Source organism: Euzebyella marina, from assembly GCF_003687485.1.
Lineage (GTDB): Bacteria > Bacteroidota > Bacteroidia > Flavobacteriales > Flavobacteriaceae > Euzebyella > Euzebyella marina.
In genome coordinates this window covers 26,566-51,680 of sequence record NZ_CP032050.1, presented here as the reverse complement: position 1 = coordinate 51,680, position 25,115 = coordinate 26,566, and the positions used below count along the sequence as shown (strand labels likewise).

The window sequence follows — 25,115 nt, the reverse complement described above, 5'->3', positions numbered from 1 at the left end:
CTCGCTTGTATAAGTGAGGTCATTTCTTTTTTAAAACTCGAACTTTAACTGAACGGATACTGTTTGACTTTGTTCCGTTTTTTTGCTTTTATCGGTATTTAGATTGGAAAGTGAAATACCCAATAGGCGAACTGAATTTTTCATTTCCTCTTGATAGAGAAGTTCTTTGGCAGCCTCAAGAATAAGGCTTTTGTCAGAAATAAAATAAGAAAGTGTTTTGCTGCGGGTGTTTAGTGTAAAATCACTGTATTTTATTTTTAAGGTAACCGTCTTTCCCGCAATTTTCGATTTTTTTAAACGCCGTTCCAATTCTTCAGCGATGTGGTTCAAACGCTCAAGCATGAAAATCTCACTGCTCAAATTTTCGTTGAACGTTCTCTCTGCGCCAACGGATTTTGGTATTCTGTGCGGTTTTACCTCACTTTTGTGAATACCCCGAACTACATGATAATAATAGCCCCCGTTTTTGCCAAAATGCTCCTCTAAAAATTCCATGGGCCTTGATTTGAGGTCCGCACCGGTAAAAATGCCCAGTTTGTACATTTTCTCGGCAGTAACCTTACCTACACCATAAAATTTTCTAATATCAAGGTTTTCCAAAAACTCTAAAACCTCTTCGGGATTCACCGTTTTTTGCCCGTTAGGTTTGTTATAATCACTGGCCACTTTGGCAATAAACTTGTTGATTGAAATACCTGCCGAAGCGGTGAGGCCTGTTTCCTCTAGAATTCTTTGCCGAATTTCTTTGGCTATCAATGTGGCCGAGGGGTTTCCTTTTTTATTGATGGTGACATCGAGATAAGCCTCGTCCAACGAGAGAGGCTCGACCAAATCGGTATATTCGAAAAAAATACGTCTAATTTGTTTCGATATTTCTTTGTACCTGTCAAAACGCGTTTTTACGAAAATCAATTGCGGACATTTTCTTTTGGCAATAACGCTGCTCATGGCACTTCTAACGCCAAACTTTCGTGCCTCGTAACTAGCTGCGGAAACAACACCTCTTTTTGAGCTTCCGCCGACGGCAATAGGCTTACCTTTGAGCTCCGGATTGTCCAATTGCTCTACAGAGGCATAGAACGCATCCATGTCAACGTGTATGATTTTGCGATTGTCTAATTCATTGGACATGCCGTAAAATTAAGTTATATTTATTTTGATGGAAGCACAGAAAAAGAAGGCGATCATTCTTGGTGCCACGGGCCTTACGGGTAGCGAGTTGCTTAATTTGCTACTGAACGATGATCGCTATGAAGAGATTATTTTGTTATCACGTTCAACCGTAGGTTTTGAACATCCTAAAGTGAAAGAATTCTTAGGAAATTTAATGAACCTAAAGAATTTTGAGGAGCATTTTAAGGCCGATGAAGTGTTCTGTTGCATAGGTACTACCAAGTCGAAGACACCCAACAAAGAAGTTTACCGCCAAATAGACTATGGCATACCTGTAGCTGCGGCAGAACTCTGCAAAAAAAATCAAATACCGACATTTTTGGTGGTTTCTGCCATGGGTGCCAACGATAAAAGTAAAATTTTCTATAACCGCACCAAGGGTGAAATGGAAAACGCGGTTCTCGCCCTAAAGATTGACAATACCTACATCTTACAACCCTCGCTAATCGGGGGCAAGCGTTCTGAAAAGAGGGCAGGCGAATGGCTTTTCAAGCAAATAATGAAAGTGGGCAATCTACTTCTGGTTGGCGGTTTAGAAAAATACCGTTCCATTCAACCTAATACCATCGCCCAATGCATGGTATGGTTGGCGAATAATGCTTACGATAAGATAAGAATTGAATCTCATACCATTAAAAAACTAGCTGCTAAGTGATAGAAATTGAAAGAAAGTTTTTGGTAAACTCGAACGATTTTAAAGAACATGCCACTCATAATGAGCGTATTGTTCAAGGTTTTTTGAACACCGACCCAGACCGTACCGTTCGTGTTCGAATCAAAGGAGATTCAGGGTTTTTAACGGTCAAGGGCAAGTCGAACAAAGAGGGTACGACCCGATTTGAGTGGGAAAACAAGATAACAGTTACCGAGGCCGAACAATTATTGATTTTGTGTGAAAAGGGAATCATCGATAAAACCAGGTTTTTGGTACCGGTAGGCAATCACCTTTATGAGGTAGATGAGTTCTATGGCGACAATTTGGGGCTCACCATTGCAGAAATAGAACTTTCGGCCGAAAATGAAAGGTTCATCAAGCCTGATTGGTTAGGTGACGAGGTTACGGGCGATATTAAGTATTACAATTCGCAATTGGGCAAGAAACCGTTTAAAACATGGTAAAATGAAGAACTTGTATTTTTTATTGCTTTTAGGAAGTTTAGTTGCCTGTAAAGAGGAAAAGCAAAATACGAATAATGAAACCAATATCACTGTTGTTGAGAAAGAGCCTTCGGTAGCCCAGAAAAAAGCCGATTTAGAGGCAAGGGGCTTTCAGATATTTGATTACGTCGATGAGTCTACGAAAGATACGGTGCTGATGCAGCAATATTTTATAGCCTTTCTAAAAAGAGGTCCCAATCGTTCGCAAAACAAGACGGAGGCGGATAGTCTTCAAAAATTACATTTGGCCCACTTGGGGAAAATGTATGAGTTGGGCCATGCCGATATTTCCGGGCCTTTCGGTGATGATGGAGACATTAGGGGTATAACCATTTACAACACACCTACGTTAGAAATGGCTGATAGTTTGGCAAACGCCGACCCTATGGTCAAAGCCGGAAGATTAGTGATTGAAATTCACCCATGGTGGGCAGCTAAGGGTTTTGGGCTAAGGTAAATTTGATCAACATGAGGGTAGTTTCTCCATAATCCTCGTTGGGAAAAAAGGTACTATTTCCTTATCCCCTGTAAGGGTACAATAATCAAATGGTCAAGCAGCTCTTCGGTAGTGTAATTTTCGAAGAATTCCCCATGGGGCAAGATGACCTCATCGATGCGTAAAAGAAATAGTTCGCACATCAATTTAAGATTGATGCCCTCTCTTATCAATTGGTCTTCTTTAGCCTTTTTTAGTAGGGTGTAAACATATTCCCAGACAACTTCACGTCTGAAGTTTTCAAACAATTTATAGGCTTCGGGGTAGTACTTTTTTAAACCGAACAAAAAGGTAGGGCTGAGATTTCTCAACTCTTTAAGCCCTACCCTATATATCTGTACAATTCGGTTAAAAGGGTCTTTTGGTTCTTCAGAGGTATGAAAAAAAGAACTCATTTCGCTGCGTGTTCGCTCTAAAAGGTAGGCCACACTTTGCTCAACCAACTCACTTTTGTTCTTGAAATGAACATAGATGCTCTTTTTGGAAATGCCCAATGAGTTGGCCACATCATCCATACTGACTCTCTTACATCCGTACTGTGTAAAAAGGTCGTGAGCCTGTTCTAAAACAACTATCTTCTCTTTCATAACTCGTCAGGCCTCCTATTGCCAACCTCCGCCTAAAGCCCTGTAAAGCTCTACTGTAGCACTTAATTGACCGTATTGCGAATTGATAAGATTCAACTCGGAATTAAGTGCATTCTGCCTTGCCGTAAGAACCTCTAAATAATTGGCAAGGCCATTGTTCAGTAGTTCTTCGGAATAATCTTCGGCCAATGCATACGATTCGAGCTCTTTTTCACGTGCCGATAATTTTTTCGTTTCGGCATTGTAGCTATACAAGGCGTTCGATACTTCTTGCCCTGCGGTAAGCAACACCTTTTTATAGCTTAAAAGAGCCTGTTCTTGCTGTGCTTTTGACACTTCTAATTGGGTTCTTAGCTGACGCTGGTTGAACAAAGGTTGGGTCAACGAGCCCACCAATGTCGAGAAGAGCGAACTGGCATCGAACCAATTGTCAAGCTCCAAACTTTGAAGCCCTCCGGTAGCTGTTAACGTCAGGCTAGGGTACATGCTGCTTTTGGCCACATTGGTTAGCTCAAAAGCATTCACAAGGGCATACTCAGACTGGATTACATCTGGTCTGTTGGCCAAAAGCGACGCAGGAACACCAGTTCTTAATTCGGTTTCGATTTCTTGTTGTGACAATTGACTTCTCTCAACCTCATGAGGGGGTTCGCCTAACAAAATACAAAAGCTATTCTCTAGTAGTTTGATGTTGTTCTCAAGGTCTATCAAAATAATTTCGGTGGTGTGTACCTGGGCTTCGGTCTGTTTTACCGCCACTTCTGTAACTTGGCCGGCATCTTTAAGAGCGGCGGTGGTCTCAAGACTGCTCTTTCGGGCATTTAAAGTCTCTTCGGCCACTCTTTTTTGCCGGTCAAGCGCCAATAATTGGTAGTAGGTGTCGGCGATACTGGCAATCAGTTGTGTTTTGACCGCTTGGTGGGCCGCTACACTCTGTAGATAGCTGGCACCAGCAGCCCTTTTATTACTTCTGATTTTTCCCCAAATATCGGCTTCCCAAGAAAGATTTCCTGATAATTGGTACTGCTCGATGGCTTCGCTAAAAATGCTTCCGAACTGGCTATTTTCAGAGTTCTTGGTCCGCGTCACGCTAGCAGTGGCCGAAAGGGTTGGAAAATACCCGGCCTTGCCTTGTTTAAGATAGGCTTCGGCGCTAACAACACTTTGCATGGCCATACGAATATCCAAATTATTGGTCAGTGCCTTTTCGATGTAGCCTTGAAGCTGTGCGTCCGTGAAAATTTCTTTCCAAGAGACTTCAGCTATTGAAAGGCTGTCTTGGGGCAACTGATCGGTTCGGTAAAGGTTCTCGGTCTGTAAATCGGGTCTTTCGTAGTTCTTGGCCACGAAACACGACTGCAAGATCAATGGTAAGACCAGAACGACTAGTAATTTTATATGGTTATGTTTTTTCATTGTCTTAAATTCTTAGGCATTGAGGGCTTTTTCTTCAGTAACAGGTTGAGGTTTGCTTGAGAAACGTTCTTGCAGCGCTTGAAAAACGACGAACAGAACAGGTATAATGAATACCCCTAGTATGGTTCCTATCAACATACCGCCGACGGCACTTAAGCCGATAGAACGGTTACCAACGGCACCTACCCCGGAAGAAAGGGCCAATGGCAACAGACCGAAAATAAAGGCGAAAGATGTCATCAAAATAGGGCGGAACCTAGCTTTGGCACCTTCGATACCGGCATCCCAAAGACTCATTCCTGCTTGCCTTCGTTGCAATGCGAACTCAACTATAAGTATGGCGTTTTTGGCCAACAGACCAATAAGCATAATCAATGCGATTTGGAAGTAGATGTTGTTTTCTAAACCGCCAATGTTCACAAAGAGAATGGCACCTGCTAGACCGAACGGAAGTGATAACAATATGGCGAAAGGTAAAATATAACTTTCGTATTGCGCACTCAATAAGAAGTAAACGAACACCAAACTCAAGATGAAAATGATGACCGTTGTACCGCCTGATTTACTTTCTTCTCTGGTTAAACCTGAGTATTCATAGGTGTAACTGTTGGGTAGTACTTGGGCAGCTACCTCTTCAATGGCCGTCAATGCGTCACCGGTACTATAACCTGGGTTCGGTACCCCTGTTACTTTTACCGAACTCAATAGATTGAATCGTTCTACTGATTCAGGACCATAAATTTTATCTAGATTAACGAACTGGCTTACCGCAACGGACTCACCGTTCGTATTTCTCACGTAAATCTTGTTCAAAGAATTTTCATTGGCCCTATCTTTAGGTTTGGCCTGGATCATAACCCTATATTGCTTACCGAACTTATTGAAATCGGTCGCATAAATTCCGCCGTAATAGCCCTGAAGGGCATTGAAGATATCTGTGGTCGAAAAGCCGGCCATCTTAATTTTTTCCACATCAACATCTAATTGATATTGCGGATAATTAGGGCTAAACTGTGAAATGGCATATTGAATTTCAGGTCTTTGGTTCAAAGCTCCTAAGAACTGATTTTTCACTTGGTCGATATCTGACCAAGCCTCTCCCGTTTTACTCTGTAATTGCACTTCAAAACCAGATGAGGTACCAAAGCCTTGAATACTGGGAGGGGTAAAATATATGATTTGGGCATCCTTAAAGGTAGCGGCCGTTCCAAAGAGCTTTTGAATTGTGGCATCAACGGAAAGTGAATCCTCTTTTCTTTCGCTCCAATCCTTTAGTTTCATAATAGAGAAACCATATGAACCGGCACTTACCCTATTCAATAAACTAAAACCGGAAACGGTCATTCGAGCGTCTATAACATCCATTGAAGCATAGATGGAATCCAACTTCATTAAAGTTTCCTCTGTTTTTTCTAAAGTGGTACCGGCCGGCATACTAACATTGGCAAATACGATACCCCTATCTTCATTAGGTACGAACCCTGATGCGGTCGATTTAAAGAGGTAGATTGCCAAAGCCGAAAAAACAACTAATGAGCCTACCGCCAACCATTTGCGCTTGATTAAGGTATTTACTGCACTAGTGTATTTGTTGGTTATAGCGTTAAAGCCTCGATTGAATCCGTTGAAGAATTTGTCTTTAAAACCTTGTTTTTTGCCATGGTCATCATGATGCGGTTTTAAGAAAAGTGCGGCTAGGGCAGGGCTCAAGGTCAGTGCGTTGACCGCAGATATCAAAATAGCTACCGCCAAGGTGATACCGAACTGCTGATAGAACACACCTGATGAACCTTGAATGAACGATACGGGAATAAATACGGCCGACATCACCAATGTGATGGATATAATAGCCCCGGAAATTTCACTCATTGCCGATTTTGTTGCCGATTTTGCCGATTCGGCACCTTCTTCCAGTTTAGCATGAACGGCCTCGACCACTACAATCGCATCATCCACCACAATACCGATGGCCAGAATCATCGCGAAAAGAGTCAACATGTTGATGGAGTAGCCAAATATCTGAAGGAAGAAAAAGGTTCCCACGATGGCCACTGGTACGGCAATTGCCGGAATCAAGGTAGACCTTAGATCCTGCAAGAAAAGGAAAACCACTATAAAAACTAGAATAAATGCTTCAATCAAGGTCTGAACAACGTGATCGATAGAAGCATCTAAGAAGTCTTTTACGTTAAATGGAATTACATAATCGAGACCCTTGGGAAACTCTTCACTACTTTCGACAAGTATTCTTTCGATTTCATCAATAATGATGGAAGCGTTCGAACCCGATGTTTGGTAAACCCCTACCGCTACCCCTGGGTTACCCATACCGTAGTTCTTTCTGGCATAGTTGAAAGCACCCAACTCAATAGTAGCGACGTCTTTTAGCCTTAAAAAACCGCCATCATCGGTAGTTTGAAGAATGATATTTTCATATTGCGCTACCTCATTAAGTCTACCTCTGTATTTGAGTACATACTCGTAGATTCCTTCTGCATTTTCACCGATTTTGCCGGTAGCAGCCTCGCGGTTCTGTTCGGTTAGGGCAGCCTGAATATCGGAAGGAACAATGTTGTAAGCGGCCATTTTATCAGGATCGATCCAAATACGAATCGAGTAATCTTTGGATCCGAATACGTTAACGTTACCCACACCATTGATACGCTGTAGTTTAGGTACCAAGTTGATTTTTGCGTAGTTCTCTACAAACGTTGCATCATAATCCGGGTTCTTTGAAAAAATGGAAAAGAACAATAAAGAACTGGTCTGCGATTTTTGTACGGTAACCCCAGTATTGATTACTGACTGTGGCAGTACGCTATTCGCACGAGACACCCTGTTTTGAACGTTTACCGCAGCAATATCGGGGTCGGTACCCAATTCGAAGTAAACGCTAATGTTGGCCGAACCATCGTTACTACTTGATGAGGTCATATAGGTCATTCCCTCAACACCATTGATTTGCTCTTCAAGAGGAATTACCACACTGTTTAGTACGGTTTCGGCATTCGCACCGGTATAGCTGGCCGAAACCTGAACGGTTGGTGGCGCTATTTCAGGGTATTGTTCTACAGGCAGGGTGGTGAGACCCAAAACACCTAGAATTACTATAATAACTGATATGACGGTAGAGAGTACCGGTCTATCTATAAATTTTTGAAACATTCGTCTGTTCTTTTCTGGCTATGATTTTGTAATAGGAGAGATTTTTTGTCCGCTTTTTAGCTTCGAGACTCCTTCAACTACTAAGGTGGTACCCTCTTCAAGTCCTTCTTCTACCAAGTACTCATTCTGTGTTTGGTCAACTATGGTAATCGGTTTACTGGTAACGGTACTATCTTCAGACATGATGTAAACCATCTTATTACCCTGTAGATCAACAGTGGCGGTCATTGGAATCACAAAAATGTCTTTTCTCTCTGCTGGAATCTTGATTTCACCGGTACTTCCTGAGCTAAGTAATAGATTAGGGTTGTTAAAATCGGCACGTAGAGCAACACTGCCCGTGGTGGTATTGATCAGGTTGTTGACCATGGCTATTTTTCCTTTCTGGTCATAGGTTTCTCCATTCACCATTATCAGTTCCACTTCGGGAGCTTTAGTGATATCTATGGTTCTACCTTCTTTAGCTACCCTCTTTTTAATTTCTAAGAGCTCCTTTTCGTTTAGTGAAAAATAGGCCCTTACCTCACTGATGTCTGATACCGTCGTCAAGGGCATGGTGGTAGTATTACTTACCAATGTACCGACTTTAAAAGGTATCTCACCAATGTAACCGTCTACTGGGCTGGTGATGCGTGAGTAAGCGATATTGGCGGAAATACTCTCATAACCGCTCTTGGCCTGTTCCAGCTGGGCTTTGGCCGTCTCGAGCTGCACATTGCTGATGATTTCTTTATCTACCAATGGTTTTAGCTTATCGACCTCTACCTGAGCCGCATTTACTGCGGCCTTTGCGGCGTTGGCGTCTTGTGATAAAGTTTCTGTTTCTAGTTTGAAAAGTAGCTGGCCTTTTTTGACTTTCTGACCCTCTTCAACATAAATTTCTTGAATAAAGCCAGACACTTTGGGCCGTATCTCTACGTTCTGTTTACCTTCGATAGTTGTGGAATACAGGTCGTAGGTAGTCATATCCTGTTTGTTTAAAGTGGCTACTTTTAAGCTCGGCGGCGGTGCTGCAGCTGCCTGAGGTGAGGCAGAGGTGGTGCCAAAGCAAGAGCTTAATAGGGTTCCGGCGGCCAATAAAATGATTAGTGATAGTTTTTTCATTTTAGGAGGATGTTGTTAAGGTTTTGTTAATTCTAAACGTTCGGTATAAAACGAACCAGTTTGGTAAAAAAATTATACTTGTATTTCTTTTAATTTAGTTATGGTAGATTGAAGTGTTTTAGTCATATCGTTTAAACATTTGGTATAGACTTCTCTTTTGTCTTCATTGGTATGGAATTTTTCGGGATTGAATTTTTTATTGTAAGCAGAAACTTTATCAATTATCTCGCTCTCTTTTTCAATTTTGGTAAGAGAAAGGTTTAACTTCTTTAAGAAGAAGGTATCTTTTTCAGCCACCTTGAAATACCGCTTTCTATCGCCTGCCTTGGTAAAGTAATTTATAAAGCCTAACTGCTGTAACAGGTTCAATGAAGTTGAGATAGAACTTTTGCTCGCCCCTCTTTTGATTAGGCAATCTTCGAAGGTAAGACCATCTTGATCTGTAAGAATAAGAATGGCAAACACCCTTGCGGCCAACGGTGGTAGGTTATGTTCAGACTCTAGGTGAATACCTAGCTCTTCAATTAATACCTGTTTGCTTTCCTCTTTACCCATAACTCGGAATTTTTTCGCAAATTTAGAGTTGGTTCGGAATAAAACAAACCAAAAGAACCTAAAGTTTGGTTAAAAAAATCGAGGCAAATGTATTTACTACAAATTAGGGTAGTATGCCTTCCCTTTCGACGATAGGAATTTGCTGTAGCTTCTTTTCGGAAACGCTGTATTTGGGAAATAAGAAGCGCTTTTCATACAGTTTGTCTTCGGCGAAGAAGGTTACGAAAAACTCATTGTCCAATGCTAGAACTTCTTCTTGTATAAGCTCAATTTTGGCAAACGATTTAGCTTCCATTTTACCTATACCATGACGCATTGTCGATGTTTTTCGGTCTTCATCAAAACCTTTTGACACTACGATGACCATTTCAATGGCATCAGAACGGTCATTGATTATGTATGCATTCCAGTCTTTTGATAGAAATTCATCGTTCCATTCTCGAATGATGGCAACATGAACATCTTTAGCAACGGGAATTTCAATATCTTTCTTCACAATGGGGGTAATTACAAGGCGCTCTTGAACTGCTCTAAGAAACGCACATCGTTTTCACTCAATAAGCGTATGTCAGAAATTTGGTGAAGCAAAAGAGCGATGCGGTCAATACCCATACCAAAGGCGAAACCAGAGTATTCTTTTGAATCAATACCGCAATTATCAAGTACGTTCGGATCAACCATACCGGTACCCATAATCTCAAGCCACCCGGTACCTTTGGTCATTCGATAGTCGGTCTCGGTCTCTAGGCCCCAATACACATCAACCTCTGCACTCGGTTCGGTGAAGGGAAAATACGAAGGGCGTAATCTTATTTTAGATTTTCCGAAAAGTTCAGTCGTGAAATACTGTAATGTTTGTTTCAAATCTGCAAAAGAAACATCCTTATCAATATAAAGACCCTCTACCTGATGAAAGAAACAGTGCGAGCGGGCCGAAATGGCCTCGTTTCGATACACTCTACCCGGTGAGATGGTACGAATAGGGGGTTTATTATTTTCCATATACCTAACCTGCACCGACGAAGTATGCGTTCTCAAAAGAACATCGGGGTCGGTTTGTATAAAGAAGGTGTCTTGCATGTCTCTTGCCGGATGGTATTCAGGCAAGTTCAAGGCCGTAAAGTTGTGCCAGTCGTCTTCAATTTCAGGTCCTTCGGAAACATTAAAACCGATTCGAGAGAAAATTTCGATAATCTGGTTTTTAACAATAGATATGGGGTGCCTCGCGCCCAACTCCATCGGCTCACCAGGCCTTGTCAAGTCACCATAGATACCTTGTTCTTCGGTACTGTTTTCAAGTGCCGATTTAAGGTTGTTGACTTTTTCAGTGGCTGCTGATTTTAGCTTATTGATGGTCTGGCCGAACTCTTTTTTCTGCTCGTTCGGCACATTTTTGAACTCAGCGAAAAAATCGTTCAACAACCCTTTTTTGCCTAGATATTTAATACGGAAAGCTTCAATGGCCTCTTTATCATCCGTAGTAAATTTTTCAACCTCCTCTATATGTTCCTTTATCGTATCGATCATGGTCTTGACTAAAGACGCAAATTTAAAACATTTTGATCAACATCGTTTTGCTTTCTATCGAACAATTACCGCGTACCCGACAAAAGGTAAAACACCAACGCAAATACTCAAAAATAAAAAGGCCGGCTATTTTCGCCGGCCTTTTTATACTGAATGCTATGATTATTCGTAGAAAGTTACGCCACCGTCCGATATGTCGTACATGGCGCCTACAATCTTAATTTCACCATTATCTTCCATTTCTTTAAGTACTCCGCTCTGCTTTCGAATATTATCGATGGTCAAATGAACATTTTTCTCAGAAACCTTGTCAACGAACTCTAGGTTCTTTGAATTTCTCAGGCTTTCATCTGCAGGTTCTTTAACCTCGTCTACGGCAGGTTCTATTTTATTGATAAGGGCAGTGAGGTTTCCAAGCCTTGCGTGGTCACAGGCACCTTTAACCGCACCACAACTAGTATGGCCCAGAACGACAATCAATTTGGTACCTGCCAGTTTACAGGCAAATTCCATACTTCCAAGAATATCCTCATTAACAAAATTACCTGCAATTCTAATACTGAAAATATCACCAAGCCCTTGGTCAAAAACCAACTCGGCCGAAACCCTAGAATCGATGCAGCTTAGTATAGTCGCAAACGGAAATTGACCTTCTCGGGTATCGTTCACCTGCTCTAATAAATTTCTGTTGGCCCTAAGGTTTTGTTGAAACCTTAGGTTTCCCTCTTTTAAGAATTGTAATGATTTGTCGGGGTTCATGGTGGCTTGGGTTTCTTTAGTATGTGCTCTCATATATATTTTATTTTCTATTAAAATTAGTACTATTAATCGCCTGTAACTAAAATCAGCTAAGGCTCAAATCTGATTTGGGTCTATTCTTGAAGAATTCTACAAAACTTTCGGGGTTTTCTACAATACCTCTTTTTGACACCAATTTTATATCAATTTGCCTTTCCCGCGCTTTAATGATAAAGTCTTCAAGAATCTCTATGATATCGTTGTCAAGATACCTCGTTTTCATTACGTCGACTTCCAAGAAGGTATTTCTTGGCAATTTATCCAATTCATTTAAAATAGCTCCTTTATTGAAGAAAGTAACTTCTTCGGCCAGGGTCATTTTCACATAATCTTTACCGTCGCCATTCTCTTCGATATGAAGAAAATGAGAGTTTTGGTAGCTTTTGATTAATATGACCACGATACCTACGGCAAGACCTAGCCCAATACCCCATAAAAGGTCGATAAAGACTATACCTAGAATGGTAACAATAAATGGTACGAATTGCTTCCAGCCTAAATTGTACATCACTTTGAAAAGCGCCGGTTTAGCCAATTTATAACCTACAATAAACAGAATAGCGGCCAATACCGATAAAGGAATCATGTTAAGTAGGTTCGGAATAAGTATGATTGAAATCAATAAAAAGAAACCATGTATAATGGCCGAAAGCTTAGTTCTACCACCAGATTGAATGTTGGCCGAACTTCTAACGATTACCTGGGTTATTGGTAAACCTCCGATCAAACCTGAAACAATATTTCCTGTTCCCTGCGCCAATAGCTCTCTGTTGGTTGGGGTCACGTTCTTATGAGGGTCCAATTTATCGGTCGCCTCAACGCATAGTAAAGTCTCTAAGCTAGCTACCAAGGCGATGGTGAAAGCGGTAATCCAAACTTGAGGATTGCTTACGGCACTAAAGTTAGGAAAGCTGAACTGCCCTAAAAATGAATCGATATCATCAGGAACCGGAACGCTTACCAAATGTTCTTTTGATATGCCCAAGGTTTCATGGTCTTTGGTCAATACATAGAAAATGATACCAACGGCCACTGCAACTACAGGACCTTGAACCAATTGAAATATTTTGCCCTTTTTACTTAGAACGTTATTCCATAAAATAAGTATCGCCAGGCCAATAATGGCAATCAAGGTCGCTCCCGGGCTTATATTGTTGACTGTGTTGAGTATTTCTGAAAAAGTATTTTCACCATCTACCTGAAAGAAGGCCCAATCGCCTTCAGGGTCGGGGTCGTAACCGAAAAAGTGCGGAATTTGTTTTAATACAATGATGATACCGATACCTGTGAGCATGCCCTTAATAACCGAAGAAGGAAAATAGTATCCTATAACTCCGGCTTTGAGTACACCGAACAAAATTTGAATAATACCACCGATGACGACGGCTACCAAGAAATTTTGGTATCCGCCCAAGGCGGTAATAGCTACCAGTACAATAGCTGCCAAACCGGCCGCAGGGCCACTAACACCGATATTGGAACCACTCATGGCACCAACAACGATACCGCCGACTATACCGGCAATTAATCCAGAAAATAATGGGGCCCCACTGGCCAATGCGATACCCAAACAAAGGGGCAAAGCAACGAAGAAAACGACGATACTTGCAGGAAGGTCGCTCTTGATATGTTTAAACATAGAGATAATTTTTTGGCCCTTAACCAAAAAGAGGAAAGGACTGGTTAGTCAATCGTAAAGTAAAAAATGGAAGGTCGTAAATGACTAACAAGACTGTTCCGGTGGGGGAGGTACTATTTCAAGAATGTGATCGAATGTTCCCAAAAGATGAAAATCGCTTATCTCAGATTCTTTTGAGTGCTTGATAAGGGAATAGTCGAAATCATGGTCATTTACGAACTTTTCCTCAGCTTGAGATTTTTTGCCCGTTTCTTGATGCTCTTCTTCATTGAGATTGGTGACCACTATAGGGTTGTCAACATCGCATAACGTTATTAGGCTAGGTGCGCCAATCGCAAATAGCCATAAAACCAAAAGTGTAGTTCGAACGATGCTTTTCATGGTCGACGTTATATACAAATATAACGGCATAAGCCACTATAGTTTGTTAAGGAAGTTTTAAAAATCCTTAAGCTCTTTGATGTCTTCTGCGGGGATCCAACCTATCGAGCCGTCGGCAATTTTTATCTTTTTCCAGTCATTGAGTTCTTCCAAGACATTTACCTTGGTGCCTTCATGAAGTGCAAAAGCTTCTTGACTTCGGGCATTGGGCTCTGCTTTCACACTTGATTCATCGGCGAAAACAATTGCAGGCATGTCATCTTTGAACTTATTATACTGCAAGATAGCAAATACCAAAGCAACAACGGAAAGAAATAAAGCGACGATACTTATCACGAACGAAATTCGCTTTCGTGATGAATACCTAAAATAATAAAAGGCGATATAAAGAAAAACAAAAAGTATAAGGAATGCCACTGCCAAATAGGCCCATTGGTCAAAACTTAGCTGACCTACTATATTTTTATAAATGTTGGAAAGTCCGGTTTCGGGTAAGGTTTCAATGGCGTCAAGGGTCATGTTATTGGCGTAAGCCAAGTTGTTCTTTATTTCTTCGTCATTGGGTCGAAGCAACAACGCCTTTTCGTAGTAATAAATACTAGGGGCTATTTGATTTAGTTTGTAATATGAATTTCCGAGATTGTAATAGAGCTCCGCCGAATGCTGGCCATTATCGAGAATTTCCAGATAATTATCGACCGCTTTTTGATAGGCTCCTTCGTTATAGGCCTCAGTGGCCTGATTGAACAAGGTTTCATTTTGCCCAAAGGCTACTAAACCGAAAAGAAAGATTACGACCGACAGTAATTTTTTCATTGTACTTTGCTGTAATTTATCGTTGTACGGTTTGTTTAAAGTTGTTTGTCAAGCTGCGATATGACTTCGCTGGCCTTATCATAATCTTGTTGCATCTGTACCTCAGAAAAGGGGCTATACCTGGCCATTTCGCAATTTTTCAAAAGCGCAATAAATCCATGAATGGTCACATCATCCACATTTTTTTCCTTGAGCAAATGTGCAATCTTGTCTTTACTGAACTCAGAGGTCTCAATTTTGAGCTTAGCTTTGAGGTAATTGTGCAGAGCCTTCTCCAACGCTACATAAAAGGCATCTTTATGCCCTAGTTCCTTACGGGCTTTCGAAAGATATTTTCTAGCTAATCTGTTGGCACGTTTTATTTTATTTCCGGCTACATCGCTAGCAATAGCTTCCCTTTTCTTACCTATCAAAATTGCAACCGGAATCAGTAATAAGGGCAAAAACAACCAGAGATAAAAGCAGGTCGAACCAAAAAACACATTGGTTGCCGTAGGAGAAAGGTTTGGTTGAAGTTTTAAAAAATTGAATTGGTTGCCTGTAGTTACTGCCTGTTTCGCTCCATTCAAATTAGGGGCATTTGCAGATGCCGAATTTACAGGGCCTTCTTTTACATCGATTACTATTTCTTCGGAACTTAAAGTCTTGTATGTCTCAGAATTAGGGTCAAAATAAGTAAATGAAATACTGGGGATGGGATATTTGCCCTTAAAAGTGGGAACAATCGTATAATTATTGCTCACCTTGCCTTGAGAACCTGATAAGGTAGTTCGAACGTCTTCACTGAATTCGGGGTCATACACTTCTAACGAACCGGGAAGATTAGGTTCCGGAAGTTGAAAAAGCTTAAGGTTGCCCTTACCGCTGACCTCCACTTTTGCCTGTAAGGATTCTGAGGCATTCAAAGCAGTTTTGCTTGTCGTGACCGAAAAACCATATGACCCTACAGCACCGCTAAAATTAACCGGTTTGCCTTTTTCAGGTAAGGCCTTTACGTTAATGGTTCTTCTACCGGCCGATACGGTTTTGTTTGTTTGGGAATAGATACGACCTCCAAAAAAATCTCTTTTGTTAGTAGGTACATCAACTGTTACATCAAGGGATAACGGCTCAATTTCAAGTTGCCCTGATTTTTGTGGATAGAGTACCACTCTTTTCAATACCACATATCTGTAGGGTTTTCCCTTATAGGTTCCGTTTTCGGCCGATAGTCTTCTAACGGGTATATCTTGGCTCCAAAAATTATTATACTTCGGGTTGTCAAGTGGTTGGTAATTAGAAACGCTAATGGATGGTGCCACATACAACTTATAAACAACGCTCAAGGCCTCATTGAGATAGGGGCTTGTTTTTGAAACCTCTGCGACGAGATGCAGGCTTTCGTCGGCTACGTCATCGACGGTCATTTGATCACTGGGCTTATCAACGGCGGCCGTTACTTCTACCTTTTTAGAAAGTGATTTATAAGTGTTTCCGTCAATGACTATAGAGGCCTGTTGAATGTTAAATTGGCCCCTAGCGGTAGGTGCCAAAGTGTACGAATAGGTCTTTGAATAGCTGCGAACCCCGTTGATCCAAGAAGAACTGATCGATTGAGATGGGCCCATCAATACCCTAAAGCCTTCAAAATCTGGGGGCATGAAGTTATCACCATCTTTGTTCATGGTGAAATCTACACGAAGACGCTCATTGATGCCTAATTTTTCTTTGCTGAGTTTGATCTCGAAAGTAACGGCATCTTTATCTTGTGCGTTGAGCCAAAAAGTAGCGAACGCCGCTAAAAAATAGGTCAATATTTTTTTCAACATTACTGGCATTACCAATCCTTTTCATTTTTGACCTTGACACCCTTCACTTTTTGGGCGTCTATTTTTTCCTGAACCTTTTTCTCTTCGTTTTGCATAGCTTCTAGCAGATTTTGGATCTGCTGTTTGCTTAACTGATTGGGTCGAGGCTGCTGCGGTTGTTCTTGCTGTTGCTGGTCGCCTTGATCAGGTTTCTTTTTCTGTTCTTCTTTCTGGTCTCCTTCACCCTCTTTATTCTCTTCTTTTTGCTGATCTTCTTGGTCGCCCTCATCACCTTGGTCGCCTTGATCTTGCTTATCTTGATCTTTGTTGTCCTCCTCGTTTTCTCCTTCCTCTTTATTTTCGTTCTTGTCTTTTTGGTCTTGTTTGTCTTCTTGGTCTTTGTTGTCTTGATTCTGATTGTTCTGTTCTTGATCTTTCTTCAACATCTCTTTGGCCAAAGCAAGGTTATAGCGTGTTTCGTCGTCTTTTGGGTTGTTTCTGAGGGCTTCTTTATAGGCCTCGACCGCTTTTTCATACTCTTTACGCTTCATAAAAACGTTGCCCATGTTATGGTAAGCTTGGTGCTTTTCGGCTTTGGTGGTGGCAACCTCTCCCGCCTCTTTAAATCGACCAAAAGCCTCACTGTAGGTTTCTTTGTCATAATAAGCTGTTCCAAGATTGTAAGGCGCAGCCGCATTTTGATCACTTTTTGCGATGGCCTTTCTGTAATCAACCTCGGCATCGATAAAATTATCTTCAGATAATTCTTTATTACCGTCCCAAGTGAGATTCTTTGAGTCACGCAAATTACGGGCACGCTGCTCATCTTCATCATCTTGGGCAACGATGAAATTGGCCACCAGAAGTAATAGTATGAAAAACAGATTTTTCATTTATTCCTCAATCTTTTCGTTAAACAAATTCAGTTTTTTCAACCACTTGGTTTTCTTATCGAGAACGAAGATGTCTAAAAATAGAAATAATAGCCCTATGGCCAAAAACCATTGAAATTGGTCTTTGAACTCGGCAAATTGCTTGGCTTCAAATTCCTTTTTATCCATCTGCAACAACTGTTCCTTTATCAGCTCAACGGCATCTTCGGTATTGGTACCATCTATATATTCACCGTTTCCTTCATCTGCAATGTCAGTCAAGACCTCTTCGTTAAGTCGGGTTATGACTACCTCACCCTGTGCGTCTTTTTTTAGACTTTCGACAATACCATTTCTTTTGATGGGTATGGGGGCTCCTTTAGTTTTACCGACGCCTATCGTATAGATTCGAATACCTTCATCGACCGCATTTTCGACTGCGTCTTGAACCGCACCTTCAGAATGGTCTTCCCCATCAGAAATGATGAAAAGCACCCGGTTGGTCTGTTCTGCGTCATTGTAATATGTCGTAGCTAATTCAATAGCTTCGTTGATAGCTGTACCCTGTGAAGTAAGCATATCGGTATTCATACTCTGTAAGAACATCTTGGCCGCCCCATAATCGGTGGTTATAGGCAACTGCGGAAATGCTTGACCTGCATAAGCGATAATACCGATTCGGTCGCTAGCCAGTTGATTGATGATTTCTGAAACCAAGCGCTTCGCTTTTTCAAGCCTGTTGGGCGCGATGTCTTCGGCCAGCATACTTTTAGAGACATCTACGGCAAAGACGATATCGACGCCTTCACGTTTGACCGTTTCAAGTTTGGTTCCAATCTTGGGATTTACCAGACCCAATGTGAGAAAGGTGATTCCTAATAAAAACAACAATAATTTCAAACTAGACTTATACCTAGACCTGTTGGGAGTAATGCGCTTGAGCAAAGGCAGGTCGGCAAATTTTCGTTGGGTGCGATTTTTCCAGACTTGCAGTAATACGAACAGTACTACGACCACTGGTATAACACCCAGCAGGTAGAAATATATTTCTTCGTCGAACTGTATCATGGTCAAAAATCTTTATAAATTTTGCTTGAAACCTAAATCACCCAAATGATTTAGATAAAGCTTCTGAAAATACTATTTCTTAACAGCCATTCTAGCAAAAGCAAACCCCCTGCCAAAAATATCCACGGCCTAAATTTTTCCTCGTATTTATAATATTTGAACTCTTCTATCTCGGTTTTTTCAAGCTTGTTTATCTCTTCGTAAATAGCCTCAAGCTTTTCATTGTCCGTTGCACGGAAATATTTACCTCCGGTAACCTTGGCAATATCCTTTAGTAATTCTTCGTCAATTTCAACTTGCCGCATTCCGTATCTATAGGAACCATCGGCATTATACGCAATCGGCGTAAGCGCATTACCATTGGTGCCCAGACCTATCGTATACGCCTTAATGCCAAATTCAATAGCCAAATCTGCGGCGGTCTGAGGCTCTATGAAACCTGAGTTGTTGACACCATCGGTCAATAGAATGATGACCTTACTTGAAGCCTTGCTCTCTTTTAGGCGGTTGACCGAAGTGGCCAAGCCCATACCAATGGCCGTACCGTCATTCAATTGACCATAAGTAATTTCTCTTAATGAACTTAGTACAATTGATTTGTCGCTTGTAATCGGTGTTTTCGTGTACCCTTCACCGGCATAGGCCACCAAACCGATTCGGTCATTAGGCCTTTCCCTAATAAACTTGGCAGCTACCTCTTTTAGGGCCGAAAGACGGTTGGGCTTAAGGTCACGGGCCAGCATACTCGACGATACGTCGATTGCCATTACAATATCTATTCCTTTGGTGGTTTTGGTTCTCGTAGAGATATCTTCGGTCTGAGGGCGGGCCATGGCCACAATTATGGCAGCAAGTGCCAAAAGACGCATGATAAATAAAAGGGGTTTAAGTCTAGGTAAGATGCCTTTCTTTGAGAAACCTTTGATAGTGGGCAATTTCAGCGATGCTACTTGCTCTTTGCGCTTGTAAAAATACCACAGCACTGCCAATGGAAGCAATAAAAGCAACCAGAAAAACTCAGGATTGGCAAATGATATATTTTCGAGCATCTAAACTTCGGTTTTGACCTCTAAGGTCTTTAAAATTCGTTCTACAATTTCTTCGGCGTACGTGTCATTATCGCGCCATGTCAAAATCACTTGTTGTTGAAAACCCTTGCCACCGAATAGTATGACACTGTATTTGCCTTGAACAAGTTCGTCAGATTCCGGTACGGCAAACTTTCCGCTTCCATATACTTTTATACCCTTCACACCACTTATTGTAGTGAATTCTTCTTGTTTTGTAATGATGTTCTTGGCTCCCTTATCTTCCAGATTTTTGATGAACATCTCTACCGATTTTTCAAAGTCGGGCTCTACTTCTTGTGTTAAAACGGTTGAAGAGGTGCCTACGGTAAATAGACTTTTGGCGTTGCGGTACATGAAAATCTGAAGGTCTGAAATATTGGCTTTCATGTCCGGAGTCAGCTCCGCCTCTTGACGTCTAAGAATTTCAGGTGTTTCTAGGCTGATAGGAGGATAGCCATAAGTACTTGCTACCCACTCGCCTTCTAACAATTTCTTGGTCGGATTGCCCAACAAGGTATCCTTTACCGGTACGAACCCGTAATAACCTATGGCAACTGCCGCTGCAATGAAAATGGCCGCAATCACAGAAACACCGGCGATGACCAGTTTTTTCTTTTGCTTTTTTCGAGCAAGTTCTTCTTTGTATTCTTCTTGTTCAAGAAGTTCTTCTTCCGTCGGTTCAGGAAGTGCATCATGCGTTTTTATCACAATTTGCTCTATGGCCTTACGGTCATTTTCGGCAACCGACGATTCCGGTTTTGATTTCGCGAACTTGACCAAATCGGCAGTTTGCAATATTCGTCTGAATTGCGATAATGTGTCATTGTCGAGTTTTAGCTCACCTGCATCCCTCAACATTTCAAGTTTTACGATCAACTCATCGGTCGTGCTTTCCAAAGCCGTAACGTGAACATCTTCTTCAAGGTAAGAACGCACGATGTTGGTGAGCTCAGAATAGTACTCTTTATACTCGTCTTGAATAATGTATTTAGAATTTTCGAGCTTCTTCAGTTCTAACAAAGCCCTGTCATAAGGGGGTAGAAGGGCTTCTTTCTCTTCTTCGGTCAAAGGTTTTTTCCTTAAAAAGAACCAATATACAAGACCTGCAACTACAGCAACGACAATTAAAATGATCAATAACCATTTGAAGAGGTCGACATTGCTTTTATCTACCTGCATGAGAGGTTTGATATCGTACATTTTTTGGGCCAAGGTGTCTACAGGTACATTGGCAACACTGATTTGGGTAGAGTCGGTAAAGTAGCCTTTACCATTGATTTCAATACGTTGCGAAGGCAATTTGTAATTACCTGAATCGAATTGGGTAAGGGCATAGATTTTCTGCAAGGTCATACGATCTTGCTTTCGGGTCGTATCGGTTTCAAAAGCCTCTACCGTTTCAAGCGGTGAAAAAGTGTGCCCATCGGGAAAGATAACTTGCGCCAAAGTATCGGTTTCTACCGTTACGGTGAAATTGATCTGTTCACCTATTTTGATGGAGGTCGTGTCGACCTGTGAAGATACCTTTGGCTCGGTCTGGGCCCAACTCTTAAGGCCGATGACCAATAAGCACAGCAAAAAAAATGTTCGTTGCAAAGACAACGACTTTATACGGGGTATTGATTTCAACTCTCTTTTCTGCATTAACCTCTGCGCTTAAAATAGCCCAATAATTTTTTTACATAGCTTTCATCTACTCGGCAACTAATGACTCCGCATCCAGATTTTTTGAAGGTATCCGAAAAATAATCGACACGTTCTCGGTAATAGCTTCCGTAGGCCCTTCTCACACTTTTTGATTGGGTGTTGACCAATTGGTATTTACCCGTTTCAGCATCTTGAATCTGTACCATTCCTAAATTAGGGATCTCCTCTTCTCGATGGTCGTACACCCTAATTCCCGTTAAATCGTGTTTGTTACCAGATATTTTTAGGGTCTTTTCATAGTCTTCGGCAATAAAGTCAGAAAGAACAAAGACTATTGCTTTTTTCTTCATCACGCTGCTTAAAAACTTCAAGGCCTCCGATAGATTTGTGCGGTTGCTTTTGGGCCTGAACTCCAATAACTCCCTGATAATCCTCAGTACATGACTTTTTCCTTTTTTAGGGGGAATAAAAAGTTCTACTTCATCTGAAAAAAGAATCAACCCGGCCTTATCATTGTTCTGAAGTGCTGAAAACGCCAGTGTTGCCGATATTTCGGTAATAATTTCTTTCTTGAACTGGTTGGTGGTTCCGAACAATTCTGAACCACTAACATCTACCATGAGCATCATTGTGAGTTCCCTTTCCTCTTCAAAAACCTTTACAAAAGGCTCATTGTACCTAGCGGTTACGTTCCAATCAATATTTCTAACATCGTCACCAAATTGATATTGCCTAACCTCGCTAAAGGTCATACCACGACCTTTGAAAGTGGAGTGGTATTCCCCACCAAAAATATGATCGGAAAGACGGCGTGTCTTAATTTCGATCTTACGTACTTTCTTAAGTAACTCTTTGGTGTTCATATTACTATAAAAGGCTTGGCCTACAATTCTCAGTCTTTTTTGGCCTACAAAGTTTCTGAGTTGTCAAATCAATCTGGGAAACCGAAATTTTAAGGAACTTCAATCTCGTTTACGATCCTATTGATAATTTCTTCTGAAGTAATATTTTCTGCCTCGGCCTCATAGGTAATACCGATTCTATGACGAAGTACATCATGCACTACGGCCCTTACATCTTCAGGCACTACATACCCACGACGTTTAATAAAGGCGTAGCACTTGGCAGCGTTGCCCAAATTGATACTACCCCTTGGAGAAGCCCCAAAGCTTATTAACGGCTTTAGGCTTTCAAGATTATACTTTTCTGGATATCTCGTGGCAAAGATGAGGTCGAGAATGTATTTCTCGATTTTCTCATCCATATAAACCTCTTTCACCGCCTGTTGGGCACTCAATATTTGGTTTAGTGTAACGACCGGTTTAACGGTTTCGTAGGCCCCCAAAAGATTTTGTCGCATGATCAACTGCTCTTCGTTCATTTTGGGGTAGTCGATTACCGTCTTTAGCATAAAACGGTCTACCTGCGCCTCCGGTAGAGGATAAGTACCTTCTTGCTCGACTGGGTTCTGCGTTGCCATTACCAAAAAGGGTTTATCCAATATAAAGGTTTCATCACCAATGGTCACTTGCTTCTCTTGCATGGCCTCGAGTAATGCCGATTGCACTTTTGCCGGAGCCCGGTTAATTTCATCTGCCAATACGAAATTGGCAAAAATAGGACCTTTTTTAATCGAGAAATCGTTCTCTTTTATGTTGTAAATAAGCGTACCTACAACGTCGGCAGGTAGCAAATCGGGGGTGAATTGAATTCGGCTAAAGCTTCCCTTTACGGCCTTTGACAGCGTATTAATGGCCAAAGTTTTTGCCAGACCGGGAACCCCTTCCAACAAAATGTGGCCCTGACCGAGCAGACCGATCAATAGTCTTTCGACCATATGTTTTTGGCCAACGATTACCTTGTTCATTTCCAATATCAACAAGTCGATAAAAGCACTCTCTTGAGCAATTTTTTCATTTACCGCGCTAATATCAACAGTAGTAGTTTCTTCCATATAAAGCTAATAATTTCGGTTTGGGGTCGGTTGTTTTTTGAACAGAGTGCAAATTGAAAATTTATTCATTGCTTAGCTGTTAACGATTGGTTAAAAAAATGCGTAAGCCCCTATTTTTGTGAAGTTTTTAAGGTATTTATTTATAATTTAACGCGCCTATGCAAAGTAACATTTTCTTATCAAATATCATTGCCGGAACTATGACTTGGGGTAGTTGGGGCAAGCAATTTTCAACGGCACAAATGGTAGAAATGATTCACCATTGCCTTCAAATCGGAATTACCACCTTTGATCATGCCGATATTTATGGCGATTACGGAACGGAAACCCAGTTCGGCGAGGCCTTTAAAGAAAGCAAGGTTTCTAGGAGCGAAGTTCAGTTTATAAGCAAGTGCGGCATTCAAATGCCAGGCTTTAGAAATAATCGTGTGAAGCACTACGATTATTCAAAAGATTACATCATAAGCTCGGCAGAGCAATCATTGAAAAACCTCAAGACAGAGTATTTAGATATATTGTTACTGCACAGACCCAGCCCTCTTTTGAACATTGATGAAGTAGCGGAAGCAATTCAGTATTTACAGGATGCCGGAAAAATCAAAGAGTTCGGGGTCTCTAACTTCAACAGTTCTCAAATAGCCCAGTTGGAAAAGAGAATTCCTGTAAGGGCCAACCAGGTCGAATTTTCACTTACTCAAAGTCAAGTAATGTACGATGGCACGTTAGACGATTGTTCGGCAAATGATAGATTAGCCATGGCATGGAGCCCGCTCGGGGTTTATTTCAACGATGAAACGCCAATGGTAAGAAGGCTGAAAGAAGCCATGACGCCACTTATTGAGAAATACGATGCAACTGAAGACCAAATTTTATTGGCTTGGGTAATGAAGCACCCTTCGAACATTCGGCCAGTGGTCGGAACAACGACAAAATCTCGCTTGTCAAAAGCAATTGATGCGGTACAAATCGATTTGGATTTACAAGATTGGTTTGTTTTACTTGAGGCCGCGAAAGGAAATGAAGTTCCCTAAAAAACAAATGAAATGATAGATAAAACAGTTTTGATTACCGGTGCAACAAGCGGTATTGGTCGTGCAACGGCTATTCTTTTTGCAGTTAAAGGCTTTAATTTGATTCTCTGCGGAAGAAGGCAGGAAAGGCTAGATGTTCTACAGACCGAATTAGGCAAAAAAACAAATGTTCACACCTTGAATTTTGATGTGAGGGATAAAGATTCGGTATTCGAGGCTATTAATTCGCTGCCCCCCGAATTTTCTCAAATCGACGTACTGATCAACAATGCCGGAAATGCCCATGGCCTCGATCCCATTGAGCATGGTAATGAAGAAGATTGGGATGCCATGCTGGATATCAACGTGAAAGGGTTGTTATATGTATCTAAAGCCATTATACCTAAAATGGTTGAGCTAAAATCGGGGCATATTATCAATATAGGTTCGACTGCGGGTAAAGAGGTGTATCCAAAAGGAAACGTATACTGTGCCAGTAAGCATGCGGTCGATGCCATTACCACAGGTATGCGAATGGACCTTAATCCCCACGGCATTAAAGTGGGTGCCGTAAACCCAGGAGCGGTTGAAACCGAATTCAGTAATGTGCGATTCAAAGGTGATGATGAGCGCGCCGATGCGGTATACAATGGTTTTGACCCCTTGGTTGCCGAAGATATAGCAGAGACTTTATTGTTCGTAGTTACTAGGCCCGCTCATGTAAATATTGCCGATTTGATTATAACACCTACTGCTCAGGCTTCAGCAACGATTTTTAATAAATCGGAATCGTAAGGCTATATGGATATTTGATTATAAGTGCTTAAACTTTAAGGTATTCTGAAATTATCATAAATAATCGGTAAATGAAGGATGCTTCTGTATCTTCATT

24 protein-coding genes are annotated in these 25,115 nt (G+C 41.3%); 5 read left to right on the top strand and 19 right to left on the bottom strand.

The window, feature by feature from the left end:
* Nucleotides 1-30 precede the first annotated feature (30 nt).
* Complete coding sequence (gene dinB, locus D1013_RS00255; RefSeq protein ID WP_121846977.1) at nt 31-1,131, bottom strand: DNA polymerase IV; 1,101 nt, start codon at nt 1,129-1,131, stop codon at nt 31-33.
* A 28-nt stretch (nt 1,132-1,159) separates the two neighbouring features.
* Here dinB and D1013_RS00250 point away from each other — a divergent pair, with 28 nt between their 5' ends.
* The 3 genes from D1013_RS00250 to D1013_RS00240 are packed head-to-tail and all read left to right on the top strand — an operon-like array spanning nt 1,160 to nt 2,788.
* A complete protein-coding gene (locus tag D1013_RS00250) occupies nt 1,160-1,828 on the top strand; it encodes an NAD(P)H-binding protein (RefSeq protein WP_121846976.1) in 669 nt (222 codons plus the stop codon).
* Entirely contained in the window at nt 1,825-2,292 is a 468-nt protein-coding gene (locus D1013_RS00245; protein WP_121846975.1) for a CYTH domain-containing protein, read from the top strand. The genes D1013_RS00250 and D1013_RS00245 overlap by 4 nt, the downstream gene beginning before the upstream one ends.
* Nucleotide 2,293: 1 nt before the next feature.
* A complete protein-coding gene (locus D1013_RS00240; RefSeq protein ID WP_121846974.1) occupies nt 2,294-2,788 on the top strand; it encodes a YciI family protein in 495 nt (164 codons plus the stop codon).
* Between the two features lie 53 nt (nt 2,789-2,841).
* Here the strand turns inward: D1013_RS00240 and D1013_RS00235 are convergent, their stop codons facing one another.
* The 18 genes from D1013_RS00235 to D1013_RS00150 all read right to left on the bottom strand — a co-directional run bounded on the left by D1013_RS00235 (nt 2,842) and on the right by D1013_RS00150 (nt 23,213).
* The gene (locus D1013_RS00235) at nt 2,842-3,414 is read right to left on the bottom strand and encodes a TetR/AcrR family transcriptional regulator (protein ID WP_121846973.1); all 573 of its coding nucleotides are present in this window, start codon (nt 3,412-3,414) and stop codon (nt 2,842-2,844) included.
* Between the two features lie 15 nt (nt 3,415-3,429).
* Complete coding sequence (locus D1013_RS00230; RefSeq protein ID WP_121846972.1) at nt 3,430-4,830, bottom strand: efflux transporter outer membrane subunit; 1,401 nt, start codon at nt 4,828-4,830, stop codon at nt 3,430-3,432.
* A 12-nt stretch (nt 4,831-4,842) separates the two neighbouring features.
* Nucleotides 4,843-7,995, bottom strand: a complete 3,153-nt coding sequence (locus D1013_RS00225) for an efflux RND transporter permease subunit (RefSeq protein WP_121846971.1) — start codon at nt 7,993-7,995, stop codon at nt 4,843-4,845.
* A gap of 18 nt (nt 7,996-8,013) precedes the next feature.
* Nucleotides 8,014-9,099 (bottom strand): efflux RND transporter periplasmic adaptor subunit, encoded by a 1,086-nt coding sequence (locus D1013_RS00220; RefSeq protein ID WP_121846970.1) that lies wholly within the window; start codon nt 9,097-9,099, stop codon nt 8,014-8,016.
* A gap of 72 nt (nt 9,100-9,171) precedes the next feature.
* Nucleotides 9,172-9,654, bottom strand: a complete 483-nt coding sequence (locus tag D1013_RS00215) for a GbsR/MarR family transcriptional regulator (RefSeq protein WP_121846969.1) — start codon at nt 9,652-9,654, stop codon at nt 9,172-9,174.
* 103 nt (nt 9,655-9,757) lie between these two features.
* Nucleotides 9,758-10,150 (bottom strand): hypothetical protein, encoded by a 393-nt coding sequence (locus D1013_RS00210; RefSeq protein ID WP_121846968.1) that lies wholly within the window; start codon nt 10,148-10,150, stop codon nt 9,758-9,760.
* Nucleotides 10,151-10,161: 11 nt separating this feature from the next.
* Nucleotides 10,162-11,181, bottom strand: coding sequence for a phenylalanine--tRNA ligase subunit alpha (pheS, locus tag D1013_RS00205; protein ID WP_121846967.1), 1,020 nt, complete (start codon nt 11,179-11,181; stop codon nt 10,162-10,164).
* 162 nt (nt 11,182-11,343) lie between these two features.
* Nucleotides 11,344-11,979 carry a carbonic anhydrase family protein gene (locus D1013_RS00200; protein ID WP_317173276.1) on the bottom strand — a complete coding sequence of 212 codons (636 nt, stop codon included), beginning with the start codon at nt 11,977-11,979 and terminating at the stop codon, nt 11,344-11,346.
* 46 nt (nt 11,980-12,025) lie between these two features.
* Nucleotides 12,026-13,618 (bottom strand): SulP family inorganic anion transporter, encoded by a 1,593-nt coding sequence (locus D1013_RS00195; protein ID WP_121846965.1) that lies wholly within the window; start codon nt 13,616-13,618, stop codon nt 12,026-12,028.
* A gap of 84 nt (nt 13,619-13,702) precedes the next feature.
* On the bottom strand, nt 13,703-13,999 hold the full coding sequence (locus tag D1013_RS00190; RefSeq protein WP_121846964.1) for a hypothetical protein: 297 nt from the start codon (nt 13,997-13,999) through the stop codon (nt 13,703-13,705).
* 57 nt (nt 14,000-14,056) lie between these two features.
* On the bottom strand, nt 14,057-14,815 hold the full coding sequence (locus D1013_RS00185) for a tetratricopeptide repeat protein (RefSeq protein ID WP_121846963.1): 759 nt from the start codon (nt 14,813-14,815) through the stop codon (nt 14,057-14,059).
* Between the two features lie 35 nt (nt 14,816-14,850).
* Complete coding sequence (locus D1013_RS00180; protein ID WP_121846962.1) at nt 14,851-16,632, bottom strand: BatD family protein; 1,782 nt, start codon at nt 16,630-16,632, stop codon at nt 14,851-14,853.
* A complete protein-coding gene (locus D1013_RS00175; RefSeq protein WP_121846961.1) occupies nt 16,632-17,495 on the bottom strand; it encodes a tetratricopeptide repeat protein in 864 nt (287 codons plus the stop codon). Before D1013_RS00175 ends, D1013_RS00180 begins: the two co-directional genes overlap by 1 nt.
* Nucleotides 17,496-18,542: a VWA domain-containing protein gene (locus D1013_RS00170; RefSeq protein ID WP_121846960.1), complete on the bottom strand. Its 1,047-nt coding sequence runs from the start codon at nt 18,540-18,542 to the stop codon at nt 17,496-17,498. It lies immediately after the preceding gene.
* 50 nt (nt 18,543-18,592) lie between these two features.
* Complete coding sequence (locus tag D1013_RS00165) at nt 18,593-19,591, bottom strand: vWA domain-containing protein (protein WP_121846959.1); 999 nt, start codon at nt 19,589-19,591, stop codon at nt 18,593-18,595.
* Nucleotides 19,592-21,256, bottom strand: coding sequence for a BatD family protein (locus D1013_RS00160; RefSeq protein ID WP_225621386.1), 1,665 nt, complete (start codon nt 21,254-21,256; stop codon nt 19,592-19,594).
* Complete coding sequence (locus D1013_RS00155; protein WP_121846958.1) at nt 21,256-22,122, bottom strand: DUF58 domain-containing protein; 867 nt, start codon at nt 22,120-22,122, stop codon at nt 21,256-21,258. The genes D1013_RS00160 and D1013_RS00155 overlap by 1 nt, the downstream gene beginning before the upstream one ends.
* 89 nt (nt 22,123-22,211) lie before the next feature.
* Entirely contained in the window at nt 22,212-23,213 is a 1,002-nt protein-coding gene (locus tag D1013_RS00150; protein WP_121846957.1) for an AAA family ATPase, read from the bottom strand.
* A gap of 158 nt (nt 23,214-23,371) precedes the next feature.
* Here D1013_RS00150 and D1013_RS00145 point away from each other — a divergent pair, with 158 nt between their 5' ends.
* Nucleotides 23,372-24,244, top strand: coding sequence for an aldo/keto reductase (locus tag D1013_RS00145; RefSeq protein WP_121846956.1), 873 nt, complete (start codon nt 23,372-23,374; stop codon nt 24,242-24,244).
* 12 nt (nt 24,245-24,256) lie between these two features.
* Nucleotides 24,257-25,018 carry an SDR family NAD(P)-dependent oxidoreductase gene (locus D1013_RS00140; RefSeq protein WP_121846955.1) on the top strand — a complete coding sequence of 254 codons (762 nt, stop codon included), beginning with the start codon at nt 24,257-24,259 and terminating at the stop codon, nt 25,016-25,018.
* Nucleotides 25,019-25,115 lie beyond the last annotated feature (97 nt).